This window comes from Cytobacillus gottheilii (genome assembly GCF_018582665.1).
GTDB classification, from domain to species: domain Bacteria; phylum Bacillota; class Bacilli; order Bacillales; family Cytobacillaceae; genus Cytobacillus; species Cytobacillus gottheilii.
This window is the reverse complement of sequence record NZ_CP071709.1, coordinates 3,298,862-3,323,958: the sequence shown is the minus strand read 5'-3', so window position 1 is coordinate 3,323,958 and position 25,097 is coordinate 3,298,862. Positions and strand designations below refer to the sequence as shown.

At 39.6% G+C, this 25,097-nt stretch carries 21 protein-coding genes and 1 other annotated feature; of the genes, 19 read left to right on the top strand and 2 right to left on the bottom strand.

Going from position 1 to position 25,097, the window contains the following annotated elements; translation table 11 throughout:
• Positions 1-1,235: 1,235 nt before the first annotated feature.
• The 9 genes from J1899_RS16470 (at position 1,236) to J1899_RS16430 (ending at position 9,517) form a co-directional block, all read left to right on the top strand.
• A complete protein-coding gene (locus J1899_RS16470; RefSeq protein WP_009333184.1) occupies positions 1,236-1,460 on the top strand; it encodes a helix-turn-helix domain-containing protein in 225 nt (74 codons plus the stop codon).
• Positions 1,461-1,706: 246 nt separating this feature from the next.
• Positions 1,707-2,165 carry a MarR family winged helix-turn-helix transcriptional regulator gene (locus J1899_RS16465; RefSeq protein WP_066443102.1) on the top strand — a complete coding sequence of 153 codons (459 nt, stop codon included), beginning with the start codon at positions 1,707-1,709 and terminating at the stop codon, positions 2,163-2,165.
• An 11-nt stretch (positions 2,166-2,176) separates the two neighbouring features.
• Complete coding sequence (gene racE / locus J1899_RS16460; protein WP_214475287.1) at positions 2,177-2,977, top strand: glutamate racemase; 801 nt, start codon at positions 2,177-2,179, stop codon at positions 2,975-2,977.
• 89 nt (positions 2,978-3,066) lie between these two features.
• Positions 3,067-5,220, top strand: a complete 2,154-nt coding sequence (gene recQ, locus J1899_RS16455) for a DNA helicase RecQ (protein ID WP_246586504.1) — start codon at positions 3,067-3,069, stop codon at positions 5,218-5,220.
• A gap of 118 nt (positions 5,221-5,338) precedes the next feature.
• Positions 5,339-6,403: a GerMN domain-containing protein gene (locus tag J1899_RS16450; RefSeq protein ID WP_214475283.1), complete on the top strand. Its 1,065-nt coding sequence runs from the start codon at positions 5,339-5,341 to the stop codon at positions 6,401-6,403.
• Positions 6,404-6,517: 114 nt separating this feature from the next.
• Positions 6,518-7,261: a ribonuclease PH gene (gene rph, locus J1899_RS16445; protein WP_066443106.1), complete on the top strand. Its 744-nt coding sequence runs from the start codon at positions 6,518-6,520 to the stop codon at positions 7,259-7,261.
• Positions 7,262-7,290: 29 nt separating this feature from the next.
• Positions 7,291-7,902 (top strand): XTP/dITP diphosphatase, encoded by a 612-nt coding sequence (locus tag J1899_RS16440; protein WP_214475280.1) that lies wholly within the window; start codon positions 7,291-7,293, stop codon positions 7,900-7,902.
• Positions 7,899-8,414 (top strand): metallophosphoesterase, encoded by a 516-nt coding sequence (locus J1899_RS16435; protein WP_214475279.1) that lies wholly within the window; start codon positions 7,899-7,901, stop codon positions 8,412-8,414. The genes J1899_RS16440 and J1899_RS16435 overlap by 4 nt, the downstream gene beginning before the upstream one ends.
• Before the next feature lie 680 nt (positions 8,415-9,094).
• Positions 9,095-9,517, top strand: coding sequence for a group I intron-associated PD-(D/E)XK endonuclease (locus J1899_RS16430; RefSeq protein ID WP_066443109.1), 423 nt, complete (start codon positions 9,095-9,097; stop codon positions 9,515-9,517).
• Positions 9,518-9,598: 81 nt separating this feature from the next.
• Here J1899_RS16430 and J1899_RS16425 read toward each other — a convergent pair whose 3' ends face one another.
• Positions 9,599-10,420, bottom strand: a complete 822-nt coding sequence (locus tag J1899_RS16425) for an STAS domain-containing protein (RefSeq protein ID WP_425514978.1) — start codon at positions 10,418-10,420, stop codon at positions 9,599-9,601.
• A gap of 467 nt (positions 10,421-10,887) precedes the next feature.
• Between J1899_RS16425 and J1899_RS16420 the strand changes: the two genes are divergently transcribed.
• Positions 10,888-11,460 (top strand): nucleotidyltransferase family protein, encoded by a 573-nt coding sequence (locus tag J1899_RS16420; protein ID WP_214475277.1) that lies wholly within the window; start codon positions 10,888-10,890, stop codon positions 11,458-11,460.
• Between the two features lie 648 nt (positions 11,461-12,108).
• On the opposite strand, the gene J1899_RS16415 is transcribed toward J1899_RS16420, so the two are convergent.
• A complete protein-coding gene (locus J1899_RS16415; RefSeq protein WP_214475275.1) occupies positions 12,109-12,873 on the bottom strand; it encodes a hypothetical protein in 765 nt (254 codons plus the stop codon).
• A 375-nt stretch (positions 12,874-13,248) separates the two neighbouring features.
• Positions 13,249-13,480, top strand: a binding site (T-box leader).
• A gap of 66 nt (positions 13,481-13,546) precedes the next feature.
• Here J1899_RS16415 and ilvB point away from each other — a divergent pair.
• From ilvB to tig, 9 genes are all read left to right on the top strand, one after another.
• The gene (ilvB, locus tag J1899_RS16410; protein ID WP_214475273.1) at positions 13,547-15,268 is read left to right on the top strand and encodes an acetolactate synthase large subunit; all 1,722 of its coding nucleotides are present in this window, start codon (positions 13,547-13,549) and stop codon (positions 15,266-15,268) included.
• The gene (ilvN, locus tag J1899_RS16405; RefSeq protein ID WP_214475271.1) at positions 15,265-15,780 is read left to right on the top strand and encodes an acetolactate synthase small subunit; all 516 of its coding nucleotides are present in this window, start codon (positions 15,265-15,267) and stop codon (positions 15,778-15,780) included. Before ilvB ends, ilvN begins: the two co-directional genes overlap by 4 nt.
• A 62-nt stretch (positions 15,781-15,842) precedes the next feature.
• Positions 15,843-16,868, top strand: coding sequence for a ketol-acid reductoisomerase (ilvC, locus tag J1899_RS16400; protein ID WP_066443114.1), 1,026 nt, complete (start codon positions 15,843-15,845; stop codon positions 16,866-16,868).
• Positions 16,855-18,393, top strand: coding sequence for a 2-isopropylmalate synthase (locus J1899_RS16395; RefSeq protein WP_066443115.1), 1,539 nt, complete (start codon positions 16,855-16,857; stop codon positions 18,391-18,393). The genes ilvC and J1899_RS16395 overlap by 14 nt, the downstream gene beginning before the upstream one ends.
• Before the next feature lie 219 nt (positions 18,394-18,612).
• A complete protein-coding gene (gene leuB, locus J1899_RS16390; protein WP_214475268.1) occupies positions 18,613-19,725 on the top strand; it encodes a 3-isopropylmalate dehydrogenase in 1,113 nt (370 codons plus the stop codon).
• 58 nt (positions 19,726-19,783) lie between these two features.
• Entirely contained in the window at positions 19,784-21,199 is a 1,416-nt protein-coding gene (leuC, locus tag J1899_RS16385) for a 3-isopropylmalate dehydratase large subunit (RefSeq protein ID WP_214475266.1), read from the top strand.
• Between the two features lie 11 nt (positions 21,200-21,210).
• Complete coding sequence (leuD, locus tag J1899_RS16380) at positions 21,211-21,792, top strand: 3-isopropylmalate dehydratase small subunit (protein WP_214475263.1); 582 nt, start codon at positions 21,211-21,213, stop codon at positions 21,790-21,792.
• Between the two features lie 96 nt (positions 21,793-21,888).
• Complete coding sequence (locus tag J1899_RS16375; protein ID WP_214475261.1) at positions 21,889-22,902, top strand: tetratricopeptide repeat protein; 1,014 nt, start codon at positions 21,889-21,891, stop codon at positions 22,900-22,902.
• A gap of 180 nt (positions 22,903-23,082) precedes the next feature.
• Positions 23,083-24,369, top strand: coding sequence for a trigger factor (tig, locus tag J1899_RS16370; RefSeq protein ID WP_066443120.1), 1,287 nt, complete (start codon positions 23,083-23,085; stop codon positions 24,367-24,369).
• The last annotated feature ends 728 nt before the right edge of the window (positions 24,370-25,097 follow it).

Below are 25,097 nucleotides of genomic sequence, written 5' to 3'. Positions count from 1 at the left end.
ACCATATGTAGGTTAAAAGCATGCACGATCTATATGTGATCGTGCTATCTAATCTTCTATATTTCCAAATCCATAGCCAGGACCTTTGTCAATGTTATCTAACCATAATTTTTTTACTCTCAAAAGCTTAATAAGTTCTTTAATTTTCAGTGTTGACCTTAATTTCATTAAATAAAAATGTATGCTTTTTCAACTCTTTTAAAATTTGGATGTCTTCAAGGGATAACATTATCTTAATATCTTCTGATTATTAGCACCTTTAATACAAGACTATCATTCTGGGAAGCAAGAGGTCTTGAAGATGTATCAGAAGTGTAAAGCAGATAGTCAGTTGAGATATGATAAAAATCATCAAGTTTTTTAAGGTTTCTGAATCGGTTCACTTCTGCTAGTTTCAATGAGATAATCTCGATCTTGAGATACCAATTTTATTAGAAACGTATTCTTGTGATCTGTTACCAAGCAATTCCCTAAGTCTATTTCCAAGCTTAGAAAATTACTCCATCTACCGTTTATAACTTTATTATAGATACAATAAGTATCTAAATAAAGTTATTATAAAAAAAAGTATCAAAAAGCAGTTATTGATACAATGAGTATCAAATCTGAGGCGGAAATTTGATAAGTAAAATTAGGAAAAATAAAGCAGGAACTTATCTAAAGAGAAGTAACCGAAACACCAGATCTTGTTGTTAATGTGAAAAGAAGTTTAAATTAGAAAATAATGATAAACTGGAAAATCTTATAACGTGTAAAAATAGGGTTTCCTAGGTATTTATTGATACATATTGTTTCAGCGTATAAATTAATTAGATATTTGTTGGATTTATAAAAGTATAAAAAAGTAAAAAAAGATGAATATTTCCAGGGGATTAATTATCAAAGTTTTACGTGAAAATCACACGGTTTATTGTTGTAATTACTCAAATTAATTTTAACCGTCTTTATAGGGTGATACAGTTTTTGACTATACAGTTATACAATCCTTGGTACCATTCTCCCTCCATATACATATCATAAAAAAGGCGAAAAGCTACCAAGTAATAGGTCATTGCCGCGGGTGAATAGATCAAATAGATACAGTGGTTTATTGAAAGAAAAGTTCCCTAAAAATAAACCTTCTTTGATGGTTATTTGTAGTCACTTCATATCTGATATGTACATATGATATGGTGACTAAATATATACCCACCCCGCGATTCATAGCTGGCGAAAGGCAAGGAGGGTTACAATACTTGAAGGAGAATGAATATACTCACAAGCCATTACTCACTAAACGCGAAAGAGAAGTATTCGAACTGTTAGTCCAAGATAAAACTACGCGTGAAATCGCTGGTGAATTATTTATAAGCGAAAAGACGGTTCGGAATCATATTTCGAATGCCATGCAAAAGCTTGGTGTAAAGGGGCGTTCACAAGCTGTTGTAGAGCTCCTTCGAATGGGAGAGCTAGAACTTTAATCAAGACCGGCAATTCGTCATCGGATTGCCGGTTATGATGTTTATGGACAGTTTTTCAGATACATAGAGATGTCCTCATCCCTTAATCTGCATGATCCCATTATAAAACAGCTTCGAAATGCACTGCGAAATACAATTATTTTCTTCCATATAGGTATTCGTTCTTGAATTTTCTCTAAAAAAAAGCGAAAATTAATCTAATGGGGCGAAATATGGGTCTGTTAAAACTACATAGGAGTGTATGGAATGGAGCTTGAGGATTTAAAAGGAAACGGCGTAAACGACGTAGTTGCGAATATAGAAAAAGATTTGCGTTATATAGCTGGTATTGTGAAGCAAAAAGGCCGGGAAATCTTAAGTAATTATACCATTACCCCTCCACAGTTTATTGCTCTGCAATGGCTGCTTGAGGATGGAGATATGACAATTGGCGAGCTTTCTAATAAAATGTTCTTAGCGTTCAGTACAACAACGGATCTGGTTGATCGTATGGAGAAGAGCGAACTTGTGAAAAGAGTAAAAGATCCTAATGATCGCAGAGTTGTTCGTATTCATCTTCTCGAGGAAGGCGAAAGAATTATTGAAGAAGTGATTAGGAAGCGACAAGCTTATTTATTGGATCTGCTTAACCATTATTCGGATGAAGAAGTGATGCAGTTAAGCAAAAATCTAAATCGATTACACCAAGATATGGCGAAAGAATGAGGCGGTAAGTTTTGAGGAATAGACCGATAGGGGTTATTGATTCGGGAGTTGGCGGATTGACCGTGGCAAAGGAAATTATGCGACAGCTGCCAAACGAGAATATTATCTACCTTGGGGACACAGCACGCTGTCCATATGGTCCGCGAACAGGTGCTGAAGTTAAAGAGTTCACATGGCAAATGACCCGATTTCTGCTTGAGAAAAATATGAAAATGCTGATCATTGCCTGCAATACGGCTACAGCAGTCGCATTAGAAGAAATCCGGGCAGAATTGTCAATCCCTGTGCTCGGCGTCATTGCTCCCGGAGCCAGAACAGCTATGAAAGTCACCAATAACCATCGAATTGGTATTATTGGAACCGAGGGAACGATTAAAAGCAAGGCATATGAAAAGGCCATTAAAAAAATCTCCAGTAAATCGGAGGTATTTGGCTTAGCATGTCCCAAGTTTGTACCGCTGGTTGAAAGTGGAGAATACGAAGGTGAAATACCGAGAAAAATTGTAGCGGAAACATTGGCCCCGTTAAAAGATTATCAGCTTGATACGCTTGTTTTAGGCTGCACCCATTATCCATTGCTGGAGCAATTGGTAAAAGAGTATATGGGAAAGTCAGTTAAAGTAATTAGTTCGGGGGAAGAAACAGCCAGAGAAGCGAGTACGATTCTGCATCATCTTGGCCAATTAATTGAAGGTGAGCAGAAGCCAATTTATCATTTCTTTACAACAGGGTCACCGGCAATTTTCTCCAAGATCTCATCTAAATGGCTGGAAATTGAGAAGCCAATTGTTGAGAAAGTACATCTATCATAATGAACAGAAAACACCTCTATCATGATCCACTCATTTATAGAGGTTGTTTTTTTCTAAATAGGTCTAAAAAGTTGAAATGAAAAGAAAGGATGATTTGTTTGTTAACTGAAGCATATCAGCATCTGCAGCAATACTTTGGCTACTCCACTTTCCGGGCTGGCCAGGAAGAGCTGATCAAGCGTGTTTTAAACAATGAACACACATTAGGCATACTTCCGACTGGAGGAGGAAAGTCCATCTGCTTTCAAATTCCTGCCTTAGTAAAGACGGGAACCACAATCGTCATTTCCCCGCTTATCTCCTTAATGAAGGATCAGGTTGATGCACTGACTGCTGCTGGAATCCCCGCTGCTTTTATTAACAGTTCCTTATCCAGAAATGAATATGAAGATACGGTTTATTCCCTGCGAAATGGAGATTACAAGCTTCTTTATGCAGCTCCTGAACGTTTTGAATCGCCTTCATTTATCGGACTGCTGAATTCAATTGATATCTCTATGATTGTTTTTGATGAAGCCCATTGTATTTCGCAATGGGGACATGATTTCCGGCCAAGCTACCGGTCGATCATTCAGAATATTGAACAGCTTTCTTCCAGTCCGGTCATTATGGCATTGACAGCGACAGCGACAAAGGAAGTGGAGCAGGATATCTGCCGTCTGCTTGATATTCGCGACGAAAATACGATTATTACAGGCTTTTCGCGTGACAACTTGTCTTTTCATATTATGAAAGGCGTCAATAAACGGGATTATATTGAAAGCTATGTCCTCAAGCATAAGAATCAATCAGGGATCATTTATACATCAAGCCGAAAAGAAGCGGATCAGCTGTATACATTTTTAAATGGCAAGAATGTTAAAACGGCAAAATATCATGCAGGACTTTCTGAACAGGAAAGAAAGAACGAGCAAAATCGTTTTGTATATGATGAAGTGGAACTGATGGTTGCAACGAATGCTTTTGGAATGGGTATTGATAAATCGAATGTCCGCTATGTTATTCACTATAATATGCCCCGCAATATTGAAGCGTATTATCAGGAAGCAGGGAGAGCCGGACGTGATGGCGAAGAAAGTGAATGTATCCTGCTGTTTGCACCGCAGGATATTCAGCTTCAGAAATTCCTCATTGAAGAATCGAACCTTGATTACACGATGAAGGAACAGGAATATTTTAAATTAAAGCAAATGACTCATTATTGTCATACAGAAAAATGTCTGCAATCGTATATTGTTGAATATTTTGGCGATACATCTGCAGAGAATTGCGGAAAATGCAGCAATTGTAAGGATCAGCGGGAAAGTGTCGACATTACCAGCGAAGCTCTCATGATCTTTTCATGTGTTAAGAGAATGGAAGAACGATTTGGAGTGACGTTAACAGCACAAGTGTTAAAAGGATCCTCTAATAAAAGAATAAAAGAATTAGGTTTTCAGAATCTATCAACCTATGGTTTATTAAAAAACCGCAAGGAAAAAGAAATTACAGACATCATTAATTTCCTGCTTGCAGGAGGCTATCTGCAGCTGACAGACGGTAAATATCCCGTCGTGAAACTATCAGCACAAGCACTTCCTGCTTTAAAAGGAGAAACGAGCATTCATATGAAAATTGCATTGGCTCCAGAACGTGTGGAAGGTGCTGAAAATGAAGAGTTATTTACAAGACTGCGGGCGTTAAGGAAAGAGATTGCAGATCGTGAAAAAATACCTCCTTATGTTGTGTTTGCAGATACGGCTTTAAGGGAAATGTGCACATATTTTCCTCGAGATAAGGCTGAAATGCTGCAGGTTAAAGGTGTCGGACAAGCCAAATATGAAAAATACGGTGAAACTTTCTTAGGTGAGATTCAAAGCTTTTTACAAGATAATCCCGAAATTACACCAGCTCCTGCTGCTGTACCATCCAGTTCTTCAAGCTCTGTCAAAAGCAGTGGAGATACTGATGTTGCGAGTCATATTCTTTCATACAATATGTATATGGACAATATGTCTATAAAAGAGATTGCCAAAGAACGCAACTTTTCATCGATGACTATTCAGAATCATATTTTCAAAGCTATAAAGGAAGGCAAGCCCATTGACTGGGACATGCTTTTTGATGAAGAACTAGAAAACGAGGTATTAGTTGCTGCCTCAAAAGTCGGTCATGAAAAGCTGAAGCCGATTAAAGAAGAGCTTGGTGAACTGGCAGATTATTTTACCATTAAAGCTGTTCTGACAAAACATGAATTAGCTTAAAAGCTTCTGTTTGTCCAAAATTGTCATAAAACAATTCAAGATTTTCTCTCCAAAGACGGTCTAAATTACAAATAGGCTCGTATACATGTAGTACAAACTGTCTTAGGAGGGAAATTTCATGTCAATAAATAAAAAATGGACAATAGTATCAGCTGTGGTTGTGTCATCCGCATTATTAACTGGGTGCGGATTATTTGGCGGCGATGAGAAGGAACAGATCGATCCGCCACAATCTGTAACATACACAGAGGATGGAGAAGTCATTACAGAAGAAACAGCAGGTGCAGGTGAAGAAGTGGAAGAAGTCAGTTCCCTTCAGACTGAACTATACCTGGTTGATAAAAATGGCTATGTTGTTCCGCAAACATTGCAGCTGCCTGAAACCAATTCAGTTGCAACACAGGCACTGGAATATTTAGTTGAAAATGGTCCAGTGACTGATCTGCTTCCAAATGATTTTAAAGCTGTATTGCCTGCAGATACAAAATTGTCTGTGAATGTAAAAGATGGAGTAGCAACTGTTGATTTTTCGAAGGAGTTTAATAACTATCAGCCAGAGGATGAAATGAGAATCCTCGATTCCATAACATGGACACTTACTCAATTTGATACGATTGATGAAGTGAAGCTGACGCTAAACGGCAATGAGATGACAGAAATGCCTGTTAATGGAACACCAATTGGCGAGTCGCTTACAAGAGCGAGCGGCATTAATCTGGATGCAAGTGATGTTATTGATATTACAAATACGAAGCCAGTGACTGTTTATTACCTCGGAGGAGCAGAGGATAATTATTACTATGTTCCTGTTACAAAACGGATCAGCAATGAAACAAATGATAATGTAGTTGCAGTCGTAAATGAGCTTGCAGATGGGCCAAACTATGGTTCTAATCTGTTAATGGACATGAACAATGATGTACAGCTGCTGGATGAACCGAAAGTAGAAAATGGGACAGTGACATTAAACTTTAATGAAGCCATTTACAGTACCTTCGATGATGAAGAGAAAATGATCTCCCAGCATTTAATGAATGCATTGGTACTGTCCTTAACAGAACAAAATGGTGTTGAAAGTGTCGCCATTACGGTGAATGGCGAAGCTGGTTTCTCAAATGAAAACGGCGAAATCATTACGGAGCCTGTAACACGTCCAGAAAAAGTGAACACAGGTAGTTTTTAAAAATGAGTTTTTGATATACTATATAGTAACAATAAAAGAGGTAGGCAAATATTGCCGCCTCTTTTTATTGGATTCATACTAGTAGTGAAAATGACTTGAGGGGGAAATGTACCATTGCGAAATGATGGACGACAACCGCTGCAATTGCGGCCTATACATATTGATACAAACTATTTGAAGCATCCTGAAGGCTCTGTGCTTATTACTGTTGGCGATACAAAAGTAATCTGTACGGCAAGTATTGATGAACGAGTGCCTCCGTTTTTACGAGGACAAGGAAAAGGCTGGATTACAGCAGAATATTCCATGCTTCCGCGCGCAACTGATCAGCGCAATATTCGAGAATCTTCTAAAGGCAAAGTTTCCGGCCGAACTATGGAAATTCAGCGCTTAATCGGACGGGCTTTAAGAGCGGTTATCGATTTAGATGCGCTTGGCGAAAGAACAATCTGGCTGGATTGTGATGTCATCCAGGCGGACGGCGGGACAAGAACCGCATCAATCACAGGTGCCTTTGTTGCCATGACGCAGGCGATTAACAAGCTACACAGCCAAAAGAAACTGTCAAAATTTCCTATCCATGACTTTCTGGCTGCCACAAGTGTTGGTATTTTAACAAATGATCAGGCTGTTGTTGATTTGAATTATATTGAGGACTCTAGCGCAAAAGTGGATATGAATATTGTTATGACGGGGAATGGGGAATTTGTTGAGCTTCAAGGAACAGGAGAAGAATCAACATTTTCATATAATCAGCTCCAGGAAATGTTAAAAGCAGGACAGGACGGTATCTCTGAGCTATTTGAACTGCAAAAAGAAGCTTTAGGGGAAGAGATAACAGGGAAGATTAAGAAATAAGAAATAAACATAGAGGGAGAGAAGCAAGCATGCAAGAAGTAATCATCGCAACCAAAAATGCAGGAAAAGCCAAAGAATTCAAACGCATGTTTTTGCCGCTTGGCTATGAAGTGAAAACCTTACTGGATTATCCTGAATTTGAGGATATTGAGGAAACGGGAAGTACATTTGAGGAAAATGCGATTTTAAAAGCAGAGGCAGTATCAAAAGCTCTTAATAAAATTGTCATTGCCGACGATTCAGGACTTATGATCGATGCATTAGATGGCAGACCTGGAATCTATTCTGCACGCTATGCTGGAGAAGCAAAAAACGACGATGCCAACATGGATAAGGTCCTAGAGGAGTTAAAGGATGTTCCCCAAGCTGAGAGAACGAGCCGTTTTTACTGCGCTTTAGCCGTTGCAGTTCCAGGAAAAGAAACAGAGACAGTAGCGGGTACATGTGAAGGTTCCATTTTAACGGAAAAACGTGGAAGCTTTGGATTTGGCTATGATCCAATCTTTTTCTGCACTGAAAAAGGAAAAGCCATGGCAGAGCTTGAGCCGGATGAAAAGAGTGAAATCAGCCACCGTGCGAATGCTTTAAGAAAGCTGGAGGACATGCTGCCAGTTCTTTTTCCAGGAGCTGATAGGAAATGAAAATCCTTATTTTAAGTGACAGCCATGGACTAACAGATGAATTGGTGTCAATTAAGGAACGTCATCAGAATTGTGCCATCATGATCCACTGTGGAGATTCTGAGCTTGAGCCAAATCATCCAGCAATGAAAGGTTTCACTGCTGTCCGGGGAAACTGTGATTTTTATGGCGGCTACTCCGAGGAGATCATGAGCCTGGCAGATGGCTTAAAGGTGTTAACGGTACATGGCCATTTGCATTCTGTTAAGTCGTCACTGATGAATCTGTCATACCGGGCACGAGAGAAAAGTGCCAATATCGTTTGCTTTGGTCACTCACACCAGCTTGGCGCTGAAATGATTGATGATATTCTTTTTATCAACCCTGGCAGCATCTCCATGCCGCGGGGACGTGTAGAGAAAACATATGTCATCTTAACGATCGATCAAACAGAGCTGCAGCTTGACGTGTATGATACAGATGGTGAGAAATTAGACGAGCTTTGTCGTAACTTCTCCCTTCCAAATGAGTGAAGAATCGCATATAATAATTGAGGGAAGCTAACACTTCCCTCATAAAGAATTTTTTTCTAAAAAAATGTTGACTTTTAATTATTACTTTAATATAATAAATATTGTCCTCAAGAGGACGTTAACATTTAAATATGTCCCAGTAGCTCAGCAGGATAGAGCAACGGCCTTCAAGAAAATAGGAGCCTCTATAAGGAAACAGAAACTTTTAGAGTGGACGACACTGTATCGGTGAAGCCTTAACAGATATGCTGATGGTAATACCGAGGAAACTTACGCCTAACCTTAGGGTGAGAAATTCTGAATGACTAACAATGTTAGTGGTAGGAATTTTAAATAATGATCACTCTTGATCATCGTGAGGATCCGTAGAGACTATACGTGTCGCACCTGAAATGGTGAAGATATAGTCCAGACCACAAACAAAACTTGTTTGGTGACGAAAGTCATAGTGGTAAGCTAAGCCGTCGGTCGGGAGTTCGAATCTCTCCTGGGACGTCATTAATTGTACAGAAAAAGGATGCTAACACAGATTAGAAATTGTGTTAGCATCTTTTTTTATTTTTCTTCAACATTCTTCACAACTTTGCATTCATACTTTTCTGCTTCAGTCAATTTAAGGTTCTGCAAACAGTGATTCTTCTTCTTAGGTGCTGATTATCATTTAGAAGGGAGAGCTTACAATGCAACACCATACAAAAAACAAAGGAGATTTAGGTGTTTTAAAGGCACAAGTTGATCTTTATCAGAAAGGTTTTATGGTGATGTTACCTCTAACTGAACATGCTCCATTTGACTTGGTTATTTATAAAGATGGATCATTTAAGCGTGTTCAAGTTAAGTTTAGAAATATGAATCATAGAGGTAATCTTGAAGTAAGGTTTCGCTCATCATATTATAAAAGTACAGGTGCCATCAGTAAACCAGTTGATAAGGAAGAGGTCGATATTTACTGCATTTATTGTCCTCAGACTGATGAATGTTACTATCTTGATCCCAAGAATCTGAAGGAATCGGTTACTTTAAGGCTCACTCCTGCTAAAAATAATCAATCAAAGCTAGTAAAAATGGCTAGTGATTTTAGAGATTTACCATTAGGATATTGAAATATACTTGCTGCTTTTGCTACCTCATTCCCAACATAAAAAATGCATAACAAAAGACCGCCTCTCAGCGGTCTCGATTGTTTAAATATATTCCCTCAGCGTATCCTGAAGTGTTCCTCTTGTATCTGCATTTTTATCGAAGCGGATTCCCGCATGGACCATTCTTCTTACAAGGTCTGGACGTAAACCAGTCAGAACAGCTTTGCATCCCATCATGGCTATGCCTGCTAATATTTTTTCGAATTGATCAATGACATCCATTTCCATCAAAGCAACGCCTGAAAGATCCAGGATCAGCGTTTGGATTCGCGAGCTTGCAATTTCATTTAGAACCTTTTCCTCAATGATCCGCACTCTATAGGAATCGATTGATCCAATGAGAGGAAGAACAGAAACATGTTCTCTTACAGGAATGATCGGAACTGATAGATGTTCGACCATATTTCTTTGTTTTTGCAGCATTTCATCTTTGTAGGATGAATAGTTAAGAAAAAATGTATTGAGGAACTGGTCGATTCGATCGTTTATAAGCTTTTCTAATTCATAGAAATCATCTCGATCTATTGTCATCTGTTTAATCGCGTCCAGTTTGTTTATGGATAGCCATAAGGTTCGTCTTATTGCCTGTACCCATTCTAATTTTAACGAAAGGGTCAAAGAGTGAGATGCCCATGCGATGCCTTCCTGTTTTGCAAAGGCTGTTAATTCCTCATCTCTTTGTTCAAGGACACAAGTGATGAGCTTCCTTGCATTTTTTAATAAATCAATATTTCCGGTATTTAAGATGTCTTTTATTTTCGTAGACACGTTCACAGCTTCAGATAAAAGCTGCTCCTCAAACTTATTACCATTTTCTTGTATAAATGATTGTACTTCTTTACTGATGTTGGACATTAATTCCACCGAAAGCTCTCCCCCAATTCTTGTGCATATAAAAATACAAATTTACCGAACCCCTATTGATGAAGTTCTTTGCTAATGTTAGTTTCTTTATAAAAGGATCCAGCCAATGCACTCCGTTATGAAGGTAAAATGACTATTGCTTTACTATAAGATTGGTATTAGTTCTTTTCCATTTAATATCATATGTAATTTGCCGGAAGTCCCTGGTTCAGATCCTTAGACAAAGATATAACATTATCCTTTACCCTTATTATAAAAGTTTAAACATATTATTAACATTATTACTGTGAAAATGTTAGAAACCTATTCCCTCGCTTTCCAAACCAGCATTTACAATTTGATTATACCAAATATTTGAATTATTAAACAATTATTCACATTTCTTGTTTCCTGATTATACAGGAGCTTGATCAACATAGATAGAATAAGTATTAAGTTGATTTTTAGTTGAAAAGGGGACATATATCATGAAAACAGAAGAAGACATTCTTGAACTGATCCGGGAAGATCACTGGATGATGAATCTCCTAAAAGCGGTTCAATCCTTACAGCTGCCAGATTGGTGGATTTGTGCTGGATTTGTGCGCTCAAAAATATGGGATACCTTACATACCTACCAAGAGAGAACACCGCTGCCTGATATTGATGTCATCTACTATAATCCATCTAATATAGATGAATCCGAAGAAAAAGAATTGGAGAGAAAGCTTAACCAGCTTGTAGCGGGAATACCTTGGTCTGTTAAGAATCAGGCCAGAATGCATGTGTTAAATGATATGCCGCCCTATACATCCTCCACAGATGGCATCTCCAAGTTTCCTGAATCGGTAACAGCTTTAGGCGTTAAGTTAGACGAGAAAGACAATCTATTATTAACTGCACCATGGGGAATTGATGATGTCTTGAACCTAAAAGTAAGGCCAACTCCCTATTATTTGGAGGGAAATGAGAGAATGGCCATTTATAATAATCGAATGAGAAAGAAGAATTGGAATTCTATTTGGGAGAATGTAAAGGTTTGTGCAATTGAATATAAATGAATTTAATGTCTTTGAAGGAATAGCAGAAAACGCAATATTGGCCCGAATTTCACTTGGTCGCAGTGGCTTTGTATGACCAAAATGGAGTGTGTTTATACAATCATCCAAAATTTTAATCTACAGATAAGCCTTATTGGAAACAGTGTGTGCACCTGCTAAGTGCCCGTCGCACAGCCAAAAGAGGTCTGAAGGGAACTAACATGTCTGCTAAGTGCCCGTCGCACAGCAATAAGTGTCCTAAAGGGAACTTATACGCCACCTAAGTGCCCGTCACACCGCCCAAAGGGATCTGAAGGGAACTAACATGTCTGCTAAGTGCCCGTCACACAGCAATAAGTGTCCTAAAGGGAACTTATACGCCATCTAAGTGCCCGTCGCACCGCCAAAAGAGTTCTGAAGGGAACTAACATGTCTGTTAAGTGCCCGTCACACAGCCAAAAGAGTTCTGAAGGGAACTAACATGTCTGCTAAGTGCCTGTCACACTGCAAATAGAGGTCTGAAGGGAACTAACATGTCTGCTAAGTGCCCGTCGCACTGGCAAAAGAGTTCTGAAGGGAACTAACACGCCTGCTAAGTGCCCGCCCCGCCCCGAAAAGCCGTCTCGCGGGAACATACACACCTATACAACTGTTCCTTCTGCCTGAGATCTAATACTTTTTCATATTTTTATACAATTTAAGGACATCCACTAATATCTCACGGTTATATCCCGTCCTCTCAAATATCCTCTCCACCCAATCTTCTATGCGCACTAATGTTGGCTCAAGAAACAAACCGTCATTTGTGCTTAAAAAACTCTCCCAGTTATAAAACTCCCAATGAGCGATTTCAGAATCATATGGTACTCTGCATTCTACTTGTGGTTTTGAACTGATTGTATTCTGCGAAAGTTCAGCAGCGTGTAGAAAGAAATCCATACCCACGGGTTTCGGGTCAAAGACTTGTTTGGACGTTTTTCCATTTGGCCGGTGATAGAGGATTTGAAATGTATCTTTGGCAGTGTGAACCTGCACTTGTGCGCCAGGAAAGAAACCAGACAGTCTTTCATTTGTAAAATCCTCGCACTCCGAATCTATTAAAATCGGGGTAATCCATTGATCGCCTAAATCACAGTAGTATCTTTTTCCTTCCTCGCACACTGCGATGACAGCTGCATGAGCATCTTCTGTCATAAGCTGATCCCCGATCGGATAGGCGTGTACACCATCTTTTTTAAATTCATCTAAAAGCCAGATTGCAAGATCAAAACAATTCCCTGACATCCCATATTGCTCTCTATGCTCTTTCATAAGAGAAAGTGCTCGTTGTTTTTTGGTGCTTGCACTGTTATAAACCCAAATTTTTGTTAAAGTCTCCATAGGAAAGTCGTTAAATTTTTCCCATGTTGCTAGTATGCTTTGTGCTGCTTTCATATGCTCACCTTCCCTCTTCAAATAACAGATCTATATCTAACTAAAGACTACCACCCAGTCATTACAAATAAAATATATTTTTGGTAATTATTGAGAAAACATTGAAGCGCTAAGTTCAAAATTACAAAATTTTTTCAAAAAATTTTGTCCAACAAGAATGGGAAGCTAACAACAATGAAAGCGCATCCAATTAAATTGACTAATCTAAATTATCAAATAATTTAAAAAATGCTATTGACGATGCTGGTAAATGCGGGTAAGATAGTCCTCAATAAAACAAATTACACAAATAACACAAACACAGCAAGACGTTTTCACTTTGAAAAACTGTCATTTTTTTAACCTAAAAATTTAACGGTTTAAAGTGTTGAATCGATAAAATCAATGATGAGGACAAGTAATTTTATGAACAGGATTTTACAGAGAGCCGGGGATGCTGAAATCCGGTAATCCAGCATAAAATGAACTCACCTCTGAGTGCGGGTCTGAACCTTTTAGTAAGACCTGCCGGGTAGCTGCACCCGTTATCAAACAAAATGAGAGCACGTATTATACGTGAATCAGGGTGGTACCGTGGAACAGGTTTTCAAGCCTTTTCATCCCTTGTTTTCCAGAAATCTGGATAAAGGGATGAGAAGGCTTTTTATTTTTTAAAAGAGGAGGATTTTCATTCATGTTGCAGGGAGCTGCGTTACCCGAGGTTAAAGCGGAGAATACACGGTCAATAACAGGTTCCGATTTGTTATTAGATGCCTTGGAAAGAGAGGGAGTTGAAGTCATATTTGGCTATCCTGGAGGAGCAGTGCTCCCCATCTATGACAAGATTTATTCGTCAAAGATTCTGCATGTTTTACCGAGGCATGAGCAAGGAGGCATTCATGCAGCAGAAGGCTATGCAAGAATATCCGGCAAACCAGGCGTTGTTATTGCCACTTCTGGACCAGGTGCAACCAATATTGTGACTGGACTTGCGGATGCCATGATGGATTCACTGCCGCTAGTTGTATTCACCGGCCAGGTTGCTACAGGAGTTATTGGTACAGATGCTTTCCAGGAAGCAGATGTTTTAGGGATTACTACACCGATTACCAAGTATAACTACCAAGTTCGAAAAGCGGAGGACATACCTAAAATTGTAAAGGAAGCCTTTTACATTGCTTCCAGCGGCAGACCTGGTCCGGTTTTAATTGACATACCAAAAGATATCGCAGCTGCTCCAGCTGAAATGCAGGAAGAGGCAGAAATCCATCTTCCGGGTTATCAGCCAACCAAACATCCGAATTATTTGCAGATCAGAAAGCTGATTGAAGCAGTCAGCAAAGCAAAAAAGCCAGTTATATTAGCAGGGGCGGGCGTTCTTCATGCAAAAGCAATGCACGCATTAAAAGCCTACGCAGAGCAGCAGAAGCTCCCGGTTATTCATACTTTGCTTGGCTTAGGCGGATTTCCGGCAGAACATCCTCTATTTATCGGCATGGCAGGCATGCATGGCTGTTATACGGCCAATATGGCACTATCAAAATGCGATTTGCTTATTAATATCGGTGCCCGCTTTGATGATCGGCTTACCGGTAACCTGAAGCATTTTGCTCCACATGCATCTGTCGCTCATATTGATATTGATCCTGCAGAGATTGGCAAAAATGTTGAAACGCTTATTCCGATTGTTGCTGATGCAAAAGAAGCACTGCAGGAACTTGTGAATGGAGAAGGCAAACCGCCAGTCCATGATGAATGGATGAAACAGCTAGAGGAGTGGCAAGAAGAGTTTCCATACCATTATGACCAAACATCACTTGAGGTGAAGCCGCAAAAGGCAATGGAGCTTATTCACTCTTTTACAAATGGAGAGGCGATTGTTGTCACAGATGTAGGGCAGCATCAAATGTGGGCAGCGCAATATTATCGATTTAACGAAGCGAATCGCTGGGTCACATCAGGAGGATTAGGAACAATGGGCTTCGGTTTGCCAGCAAGCATTGGGGCACAGCTCGCTGATCCAAAGCGGAATGTAATTGCGGTTCTTGGAGATGGCGGCTTTCAGATGTGTACGCAGGAATTAGCCGTTATTCGTGAGATGAACCTGCCAATTAAAATCGTTGTCTTGAATAACCAGGCTCTTGGAATGGTGCGCCAATGGCAGGAAATCTTTTATGAGTCGCGTTTTTCTCATAGTAAGTTTTCTTCACAGCCATCATTTGTAAAACTAGCAGAAGCCTATGACATAAAAGGGGTTTTAATTGATACAAAGGAACAAGCGGAAAATGAATTAAAACACCTATTAACATGTAACGAACCAGTATTAATCGATTTGCGGATTGATCCAAATGAAAATGTATTTCCGATGATCGCTCCTGGTAAGGGGCTCCATGAAATGGAAGGTGTTAAACCGTGAGAAGAATCATCTGCCTGACCGTAATGAATCGGCCAGGGGTGCTTAATCGAGTGACCAACCTATTTTCGAAACGAAATTATAATATTGAAAGCATTTCTGTTGGCCACTCTGAACTTGAAGGCATGTCCAGAATCACATGTGTTATACATGTCGAGGATGAAAAAGCGAGCGAGCAGATTACTAAACAGCTAAATAAGCAAATTGATGTGATCAAGGTAACGGATATTACAGACCAGTCTATTGTCGCAAGAGAATTGGCCTTAATCAAAGTGCAGTCAGCTCCGCAGACAAGAAATGAATTATATTCGTTAATAGAACCTTTTAGAGCATCAGTTATTGATGTAAGTAAAGAAAGCATGGTCATTCAAATTACTGGCGAATCTGAAAAAATCGAAGCTTTTATAGAACTAATTAGTCCTTATGGAATTAAAGAGCTGGCAAGAACGGGCACAACCGCTTTCCCTCGAGGGACGCAAAGAAGTGCACCGCCGAAACAGGTATCGATTTTATAAAAATGTTCAAGCACTTTCTAAATAATTTAAAACCATAAAACAATAGAAGAGGAGAATGAAAAATGGCGAAAATGTACTATAACGGAGATGCAAATGCAGAATACTTAAACGGGAAAAAGGTTGCAGTAATTGGTTACGGATCACAAGGGCATGCACATTCTTTAAACATGCGTGACAGCGGTGTAGAAGTTGTGATTGGACTGCGCAAAGGTAATTCCTGGAATAAAGCAGAAGCAGATGGATTTGCTGTCTATCCTGTAAGCGAAGCAGTAGCACAAGCTGATGTAGTCATGATCCTGTTGCCTGATGAGCAGCAGACGAAGGTGTATAAAGAAGAAATTGAGCCTAATTTGACAAACCAGGCTTTAATGTTTGCACATGGCTTCAACATTCATTTCAATCAAATTGTTCCTCCTGAGGAAAGTGATGTGTTATTAGTAGCACCTAAAGGACCTGGTCATCTTGTACGCAGAACATACGAAGAAGGTGCAGGGGTGCCAGCTCTATTTGCGGTCTATCAGGATGTAACAGGCGAAGCGAGAGAGCTTGCTTTAGCATATGCCAGAGCCATTGGATCGTTAAGAGCAGGCGGTTTAGAAACAACCTTTAAAGAAGAAACAGAAACAGACTTATTTGGAGAACAGGCGGTTCTGTGCGGAGGACTAACTTCTTTAGTAAAAGCAGGGTTTGAAACATTAACAGAGGCAGGATATCAGCCAGAACTAGCTTATTTTGAATGTTTGCATGAGCTTAAGCTGATTGTTGATTTAATGTATGAGGGCGGATTAGAGGGGATGCGCTATTCAATATCAGACACAGCACAATGGGGTGATTTTGTCAGCGGACCTCGAGTAGTGGATGCAAGAGTAAAAGAAGAAATGAAAAGCATCTTAACGGACATCCAGCAAGGTAAATTTGCGAAAGGCTGGATTCTTGAAAATCAGGCAAATCGCCCAGTGTTTAACGCGGTTAACGAAAGTGAAAAACAGCATCAAATTGAAATTGTTGGTAAGGAGTTAAGAAAAATGATGCCATTCGTGCAAAAAAATAAACAAAAGAAAGAAGTGGCTGTCAGTGCGAACCATTAAAATATTCGATACAACTTTGAGAGATGGAGAACAGTCAGCTGGAGTAAACTTGAATTTCTCAGAAAAGCTCGAAATTGCCAAACAGCTTGAAAGATTAAATGTGGATATTATTGAAGCTGGTTTTCCTGCAGCTTCTAAAGGCGACTTTGCTTCTGTTGAGCAAATCGCCAAAACCATCCGCAGCGCTTCTGTAACAGGTTTGGCAAGAGCCGTTAAATCGGATATTGATGCAGCATGGGAATCATTAAAAGAGGGTGCAGAACCGCGTCTTCATACATTCCTGGCAACTTCTCCTATTCATAGAGAATATAAATTGAAAAAATCAAAAGAAGAAGTCATTGCAGCAGCTGTCGAAGCAGTAGAATATGCTTCCAAAATGTTCCCGATCATTCAATGGTCTGCAGAGGATGCTTCCAGAACAGAGCTTCCTTTTTTAGCAGAAATTATTGAAAAGGTGATTAGGGCGGGAGCGAACATTATAAACATTCCAGATACAGTAGGCTATGGAACTCCAGCTGAGTATGGACGTATCTTTTCTTACTTAAGAGAACATGTTCCTTCTATTGATAAAGTACATCTTTCTGCACATTGCCACGACGATTTAGGAATGGCAATTGCCAATTCACTTGCCGCTGTTGAAAACGGAGCAACACAGGTGGAAGGAACGATCAACGGCATCGGAGAACGAGCTGGCAATGCAGCATTAGAGGAATTTGCGGTTGCTCTTCATATTAGAAAGGATTTTTATGGAGCGAGCACTGCTATGAATCTGCAGGAAATCAGCCGCACGAGCAGTCTCGTCAGCAAGCTTACAGGAATGACGGTTCCAGCTAATAAAGCGGTTGTCGGTAAAAATGCATTTGCCCACGAATCAGGCATTCATCAGGATGGCGTCCTTAAAAACAAGTCAACCTATGAAATCATTTCACCAGAACTTGTTGGTTTCCATTCAAATGCGATGGTGTTAGGCAAACATTCCGGCAAACATGCGTTTAAAAACCGTCTTCAGGAGCTTGGTTTAACTGTTCCTGATGAAGAAATTCCAGCTCTTTTCACCATCTTTAAGGATTTGGCAGATCGGAAAAAGGAAATGACCGATGATGACCTGGCCGCTATCGTACTTGAAGAAAAGCTCTCTAAAGACCAGCGCTTCTATGAGCTGATGCAAATACAGGTTCAATACGGCACAAATCAAATTCCTACAGCGACTGTCACTTTATCCGGCAAACAAAATGAAATGCTGCAGGAAGCCGCAACAGGTGCTGGCTCGATTGAGGCACTTTATAATACGCTCGAAAAATGTATTACAGGCGAAGTTCATTTACTTGATTACCGTATTCAGTCTGTTGGTGCAGGCAGAGACGCGTTAGCACAAGTATATGTGAGTCTTCAATATGAAGGGCAAGAGTCAAGCGGAAGAGGCTTAGCACAGGATGTTCTTGAAGCTTCGGCAAAAGCCTACTTAAATGCTGTTAATCGTGTCATTTACTTAAAAGAAAGCAAAACAGCGGTCTTAAATGTATAAAATTAGCTTTCTAAGTGATTTTTGCTGAAGGATTATTGTTTAAATAACCTTTTATATACAAGGTCAGTATAGAAATCGCTGATTGGAGTGGTGCGGTGCTTCTGCAGCAGGAGGCTCACCACCACTCCTCCTTAAAACGACCAGCATGAATTGGAATTTGCATCTTCATTTTATTTTTCACACAAAAAAGCCAAATGAACAAAATCGGAGGGGTTAGTGATGGAAAAACGGATCGTTGTTCTTCCAGGAGACGGAATTGGAAAAGAAGTGACAAAAGGAGCTGTTGAAGTTCTTCAGGCAGTTGGAGAACGCTTTGGACACCAGTTTCATTTCACATATGGAAGCATTGGCGGAGAAGCCATTGATACATATGGCACGCCTTTACCGGATGAAACCATACAGCATTGTAAAGATAGCGATGCGGTTTTATTAGGTGCTGTTGGCGGTCCCAAATGGGATACTCAGCCTCCACACCTTCGGCCAGAACGCGGTTTGCTGAAAATAAGAAAAGAACTGAACCTTTATGCAAATCTAAGGCCAACGAGCTATTATGATAGTCTTGCAGAGAATTCTCCATTAAAAAAGGAATATATCGAAAATGTAGATCTGCTTTTTGTTCGGGAACTGACAGGCGGACTGTATTTTGGAAAACCCAGTGAGCGCGTGGAAAGAGACGGAAAAGAAGCGGTTGTTGATACATTATACTATCAAAAGTCTGAAATGGAGCGTGTCATTAAGCTGGCTTTTGAGCTTGCGGAGAAACGAGATCAAAAAGTAACGTCAGTGGATAAAGCGAATGTCCTAGAATCAAGCCGAATGTGGAGAGAAGTAGCTGATGAAATTTCCAGGCAGTTTCCGAATGTGGAGCTGGAGCATATGCTGGTCGATAATGCAGCGATGCAATTAGTGACAAATCCGAAAAGGTTTGATGTTATTGTAACGGAAAATATGTTTGGCGATATTTTAAGTGATGAAGCTTCCGTCTTGACTGGATCATTGGGGATGTCGGCTTCTGCCAGTCTTTCAGAGGATGGCCCTTCATTATATGAACCGATTCATGGCTCTGCTCCTGATATTGCAGGTCAAAATATTGCCAATCCGCTTGCAGCCATTTTATCTGCAGCGATGATGCTTCGTTTATCTTTTGGAATGCAGGAGGAAGCAAAAGCGGTTGAAACGGCAGTCAACCAAGTGCTTGATGCAGGCTATCGAACGAAAGATATCGGAAGAACTGTCAATAACTATGTATCTACTAGCGAAATGATTAATGAGGTTAAAGCGATGATTTTAGATCATGAAGCGATTATGCATATTATGGAGGCTTACTCTTAATAATAGCCAGTTTAGTTGTCAAAAAATGAAGACACTCGTTTCGATAGGGGGGAACACAATGGGTAAGTCAATTATTGAAAAGATATGGGATAAACATGTTGTATATGAAGAAGAGGGCAAGCCGGATTTATTATATATTGATTTACACCTTGTGCATGAGGTTACTTCACCACAAGCCTTTTCAGGTCTAAGAATGAAAGGAAGAAAGGTACGCAGACCGGATAAAACCTTTGCTACTATGGACCATAACGTTCCAACAGATAACCGTTCCGAAATTCATGATAAAGTGGCGCTGAATCAGATGACGACATTAGAAAAAAACTGTCATGAATTTGGAATTCCGTTAGCAGGCATAGATAGTCCAGATCAGGGGATCGTTCACGTTATTGGTCCAGAGCTTGGACTGACATTGCCAGGCAAAACGATTGTCTGCGGAGACAGCCATACTTCAACACATGGTGCTTTTGGTTCTATTGCTTTTGGCATTGGAACGAGTGAGGTTGAGCATGTATTGGCCACTCAAACCATATGGCGTGCCAAACCAAAGACACTGAAAATTGACATCAGCGGAACTCCTAATAAAGGAGTAACGGCGAAGGACATTATTTTATATATCCTTTCAAAGCATGGTTTTGATTTTGGAACAGGCTATATTATTGAATATAGTGGAGAGGCAATAAGATCCATGTCGATGGATGAAAGAATGACCATCTGTAATATGTCTATTGAAGGCGGGGCAAGAGCAGGTTTAGTGAGTCCTGACGAGACGACTTTCTCCTATATAACAGGCAGAAAGTTTGCTCCTAAAGGCGAGGAATTGGCGAAGGCAGTTGCAGAATGGAGAGAGCTTGCTTCAGATGATGATGCGGTCTATGACAAGACGATTCATATCAATGCAGTGGAAATTGCTCCAATGGTCAGCTGGGGGACAAATCCTGCAATGACTTCAAGAGTGCATGAAAGAATTCCGTATCTTTCAGACTGCAAAAACGAGATTGAAAGAAAATCTCTGCAGAATGCTCTTTCTTATATGGGGTTAACAGAGGGGCAAAGAATAGATGATATTCAAATACAGCATGTGTTTATCGGTTCTTGCACAAATTCCCGCCTCGAGGATTTAAGGCAGGCAGCGGAAATTGTGAAAGGCAAACAGGTGCATAGCAATGTTAGAGCATTAGTGGTTCCTGGCTCACAGCAGGTGAAGAAGCAAGCAGAAGAGGAAGGGTTGCACCGTATCTTTACGGAGGCAGGGTTCGAGTGGAGAGAATCTGGCTGCAGTATGTGTTTAAGCATGAATAATGACATTGTTCCTGCTGGTGAGCATTGTGCATCAACATCGAACCGGAATTTTGAAGGCAGACAAGGAACAGGTGCAAGAACACATCTTGTCAGCCCAATCATGGCTGCTGCGGCTGCCATATATGGAAAAATCACCGATGTATCAGAGGTGATGCCGGAAGAAGCAGTTAAATAGGGGGGAAAAGGATGAGTGCATTCACAAAAATAACAGAAAAGGCGGCATCTTTTGATCGCGCAAATGTCGACACAGATCAAATCATACCAAAGCAATTTCTTAAAAGAATTGAAAAAACAGGCTTTGGACGCTTTTTGTTTAATGATTGGAGATATTCACCCGATGGTGAGCCAAACCCTCATTTTGAATTAAATAGACCTGAGAACACAGGTGCAAAAATATTAATTGCCAATGAAAATTTCGGCTGTGGCTCATCCAGAGAGCACGCGCCATGGGCATTATTAGATTATGGTTTTAAGGCAATCATTGCTCCTTCATTCGCAGATATTTTTTATCAGAACTGCTTAAAAAACGGTTTGCTTCCAGTTACACTGGACGCAGAAAAAGTCGCACAGCTGCTGCAAAAAGCAGAACATGAAAACTATGAACTTACCGTTGATTTAGAAAACGAAAGCATTTTTGACACCAGCGGGTTTAAAGCACATTTTTCAATAGATCCTTATTGGAAAAAGATGCTCGTAAATGGCTGGGATGAGATTGAAATTACCATGCAATTAGATGAATACATTACTGTATATGAAAAGGCGCAGTAAATAGAAGGTCCATTACTATTAGGTGATGGATCTTTTTGTTTTTTTATTCTCACCATGCTAAACTAACTGCAAACCAATCATAAGGACGGTATAGATATGAAAAAACGGGAACAGAAAGATTCAGGTGAAAATATTATTCTCTTTCCCGGTCTTGAGAAGCGGCTTATAGAAAAAGGACTTGAGGCAGTCAAACTAAAAGATTTCAAAAATGCGGTTCATTATCTAGAAGACGCCCTCAGTCTGGATCCTGATAATAGTGAAATACATATTGGTCTAGTCCTTGCCTATTTTGAGTCAGGTAACTTGCACAAATCAAAAAAATTGGCTGAAAGCATGCTGCAGAAAGACATAGGAAATTATATTGATATAATGGAGCTATACTTAATGATTCTCGTTCAGCTGGGGCAGTATGCTGAGATTATTACTGCGATTGAAGGCCTTTTGGAAGAGAAAGAGGTGCCAAAGGAAAAATACGAGCATTTTAGCACCATGCTTGCTTTTAGCAGAAAGCATGTCCATTTAGCTCCGATCGAGATAGAAGAAGAACATGAAGATATCAAGGAACATGAACCAATTAACTTTTTTGCTGTGCTAGATCAAAATGAGCAAATCCAGATAGCCGCAAAACTGGCTCAATCTAACATACGGAATCAGCTTGAAGGAATAGAAGAGTATTTGAGAGATCAGGACGGGCAATATTTTTTTAAAACCATCCTGTTAAATGTCTTAGCAGAACATGGCTTTGAACGTTCTGTGCTGGTTAATAAGGGCGGAAAGCAGAAGCAGGTAATCCCAGCCGACATGCATAACTGGGATGATCAAAAGCAATACAATGAGATTATAGGGTTTCTGGAAGCTGGCATTTCTCAAGAAGATCCTATTTTATATGAAAATACAAAAGAAATCATAAAGCGTCACTACTTTCTTCTCTATCCTTTTGAGGTTGAATCGATCTCCTCAAATGCACTGGCTGCTGCTTATCATAGACTAGTCACAAACTACTTTGGAATAGAGATTTCATCAGAAGAATTAGAAGCTTTATATGAAGTGGAAGAGAGAGAGATTCAGGCTGCAAGTGAGCACATCTCTGCACTAGAAGAAATTTCTTAGCGCAAAAATAAGGCTCAATCTTGAAAGCTATGCTCCGTGTGTTATAATATAATGGTTGTATTACGCAGATAAGTAATTTTTAACAGTTACTAGTGAATGAATAGTGGCTTGAAAACAAGACGTATTCATACCATTTCGTGAAAAATGAAATGATCATAGATTTTGGAGGGAACTAATTGTATGTCAGCTAAATTTGAAAAGCTTGAAGGGAACCGTGGGGTTCTTACAATTGAAGTAGATGCAGAGAAAGTAAACGAAGGTTTAGACGCTGCATTTAAGAAAGTCGTTAAACAAATCAATGTACCAGGCTTCCGTAAAGGAAAAATGCCTCGTGGTATGTTTGAAAAGCGTTTTGGCGTAGAATCTCTTTATCAAGATGCTGTAGATTATCTATTACCGGATGCATATGCAAATGCAATCGACGAAACTGGAATTGAGCCAGTGGATCGTCCGGAAATCGATGTTGAGCAAATTGAAAAAGGCAAAAACTTAATCTTCAAAGCAACTGTTACAGTTAAGCCAGAAGTAAAATTAGGCGAATACAAAGGAATCGAAGTAGAAAAATTCGAAACTGAAGTGACAGAAGAAGATGTAACAGCTGAACTTACTGCTATGCAGGAAAAACAAGCTGAGCTTGTTGTAAAAGAAGAAGGCAAAGCTGAAAACGGCGATACAGTTGTTATGGACTTCGAAGGCTTCGTTGATGGAGAAGCATTTGAAGGCGGCAAAGCTGAAAACTATTCTTTAGAATTAGGTTCAGGCCAATTTATTCCAGGATTTGAAGAGCAATTGGTTGGTGCAGCTTCTGGAGAGTCTAAAGATGTTGAAGTTACTTTCCCTGAAGAATACCATGCAGCTGAACTTGCTGGAAAAAAAGCTACTTTTAAAGTAACTGTTCACGAAATTAAAGGTAAAGAGCTTCCTGCTCTAGATGATGAGTTTGCAAAAGATGCTGATGAAGAAGTTGAATCTTTAGATGCACTTAAAGAAAAAATCAAAACTCGTTTAGAAGACAGCAAAAAGCATGAAGCTGAGCACCATGTACGTGACACTGTTGTTGAAAAAGCAGCTGAAAATGCTGAAATCGATGTTCCTTCTGCAATGGTTGACACTGAAGTTGACCGCATGCTTCAAGAATTTGAACAGCGTCTGCAAATGCAAGGCATGAATCTTGAGCTTTACTTCCAATTCTCTGGTCAAGACGAAAGCGCATTGCGTGAGCAAATGAGCGAAGAAGCTGCAAAACGTGTACGTGTAAACTTAACAGTTGAAGCGATCGCTAAAGCTGAAAACATTGAAGTAACAGAAGAAGAGATTTCTGCTGAGCTTGATAAAATGGCTGAAATGTACAACATGGGCGTAGACGCTATTACACAAGCACTTGGCGGCAACCTTGATGCATTAAAATCTGATCTTCAAATGAAAAAAGCAATCGATTTACTTGTAGAAAACAGCAAAACTGTATAATATAATAGATAAAAATAAGGCGCGATTTTGATCGTGCCTTGTTTTGTACTCCAAAGAAATACTACATAACTCTTGTATCTCCTTGCTCTGTGAAAAGACAAAAATGATAACGTATTACATAGAAACCATGTATTCTTGCAAAAGATACACTTATGGAAATCAGACACTATGGATATCCTTAAGAAAGTACATATTTTTTTCGTTTACCGAAAAGACCCGATTTGACTTACATGATGATATAACCAATGCCGGTTTTCTTTGACTAAAGCAAGCATTTAACAGCATAAGGTATGCGAAGCCTCTGGCTGTGCACCTGTCAAACGGCAAGTTTTATCTTTGGCAATCGCTTTATGGCGATCGCTTGTTTTTTCATAACCAGCGAATCATATTTACTGAATGAAGTACATATTCTATTTTCAACCATAAGCGTTATCATTTCCTGTCTGCTGTAAATATGTGTTACAATGCAGTACATACTTGTTTTGGGAAAAATTTAAAGTTACGTTTAAATGCCTAATATGAGAGGGAAAAGTAAGTAACATAAATATTTATGTGCTTATTTTAGATTACTCTTTTTTAGCAGCCGGAAAATTAGTTGGAGTAAGTCACGATGCTGTAATGGTATATATTCTTTGACCATCTAAAGTGAGCAGCATTGCAGAGAGCCTATTCCATACATATATCTAATCTATTTTCGGGTCAGTCAACGGAACGTTCAGTGAAATAGG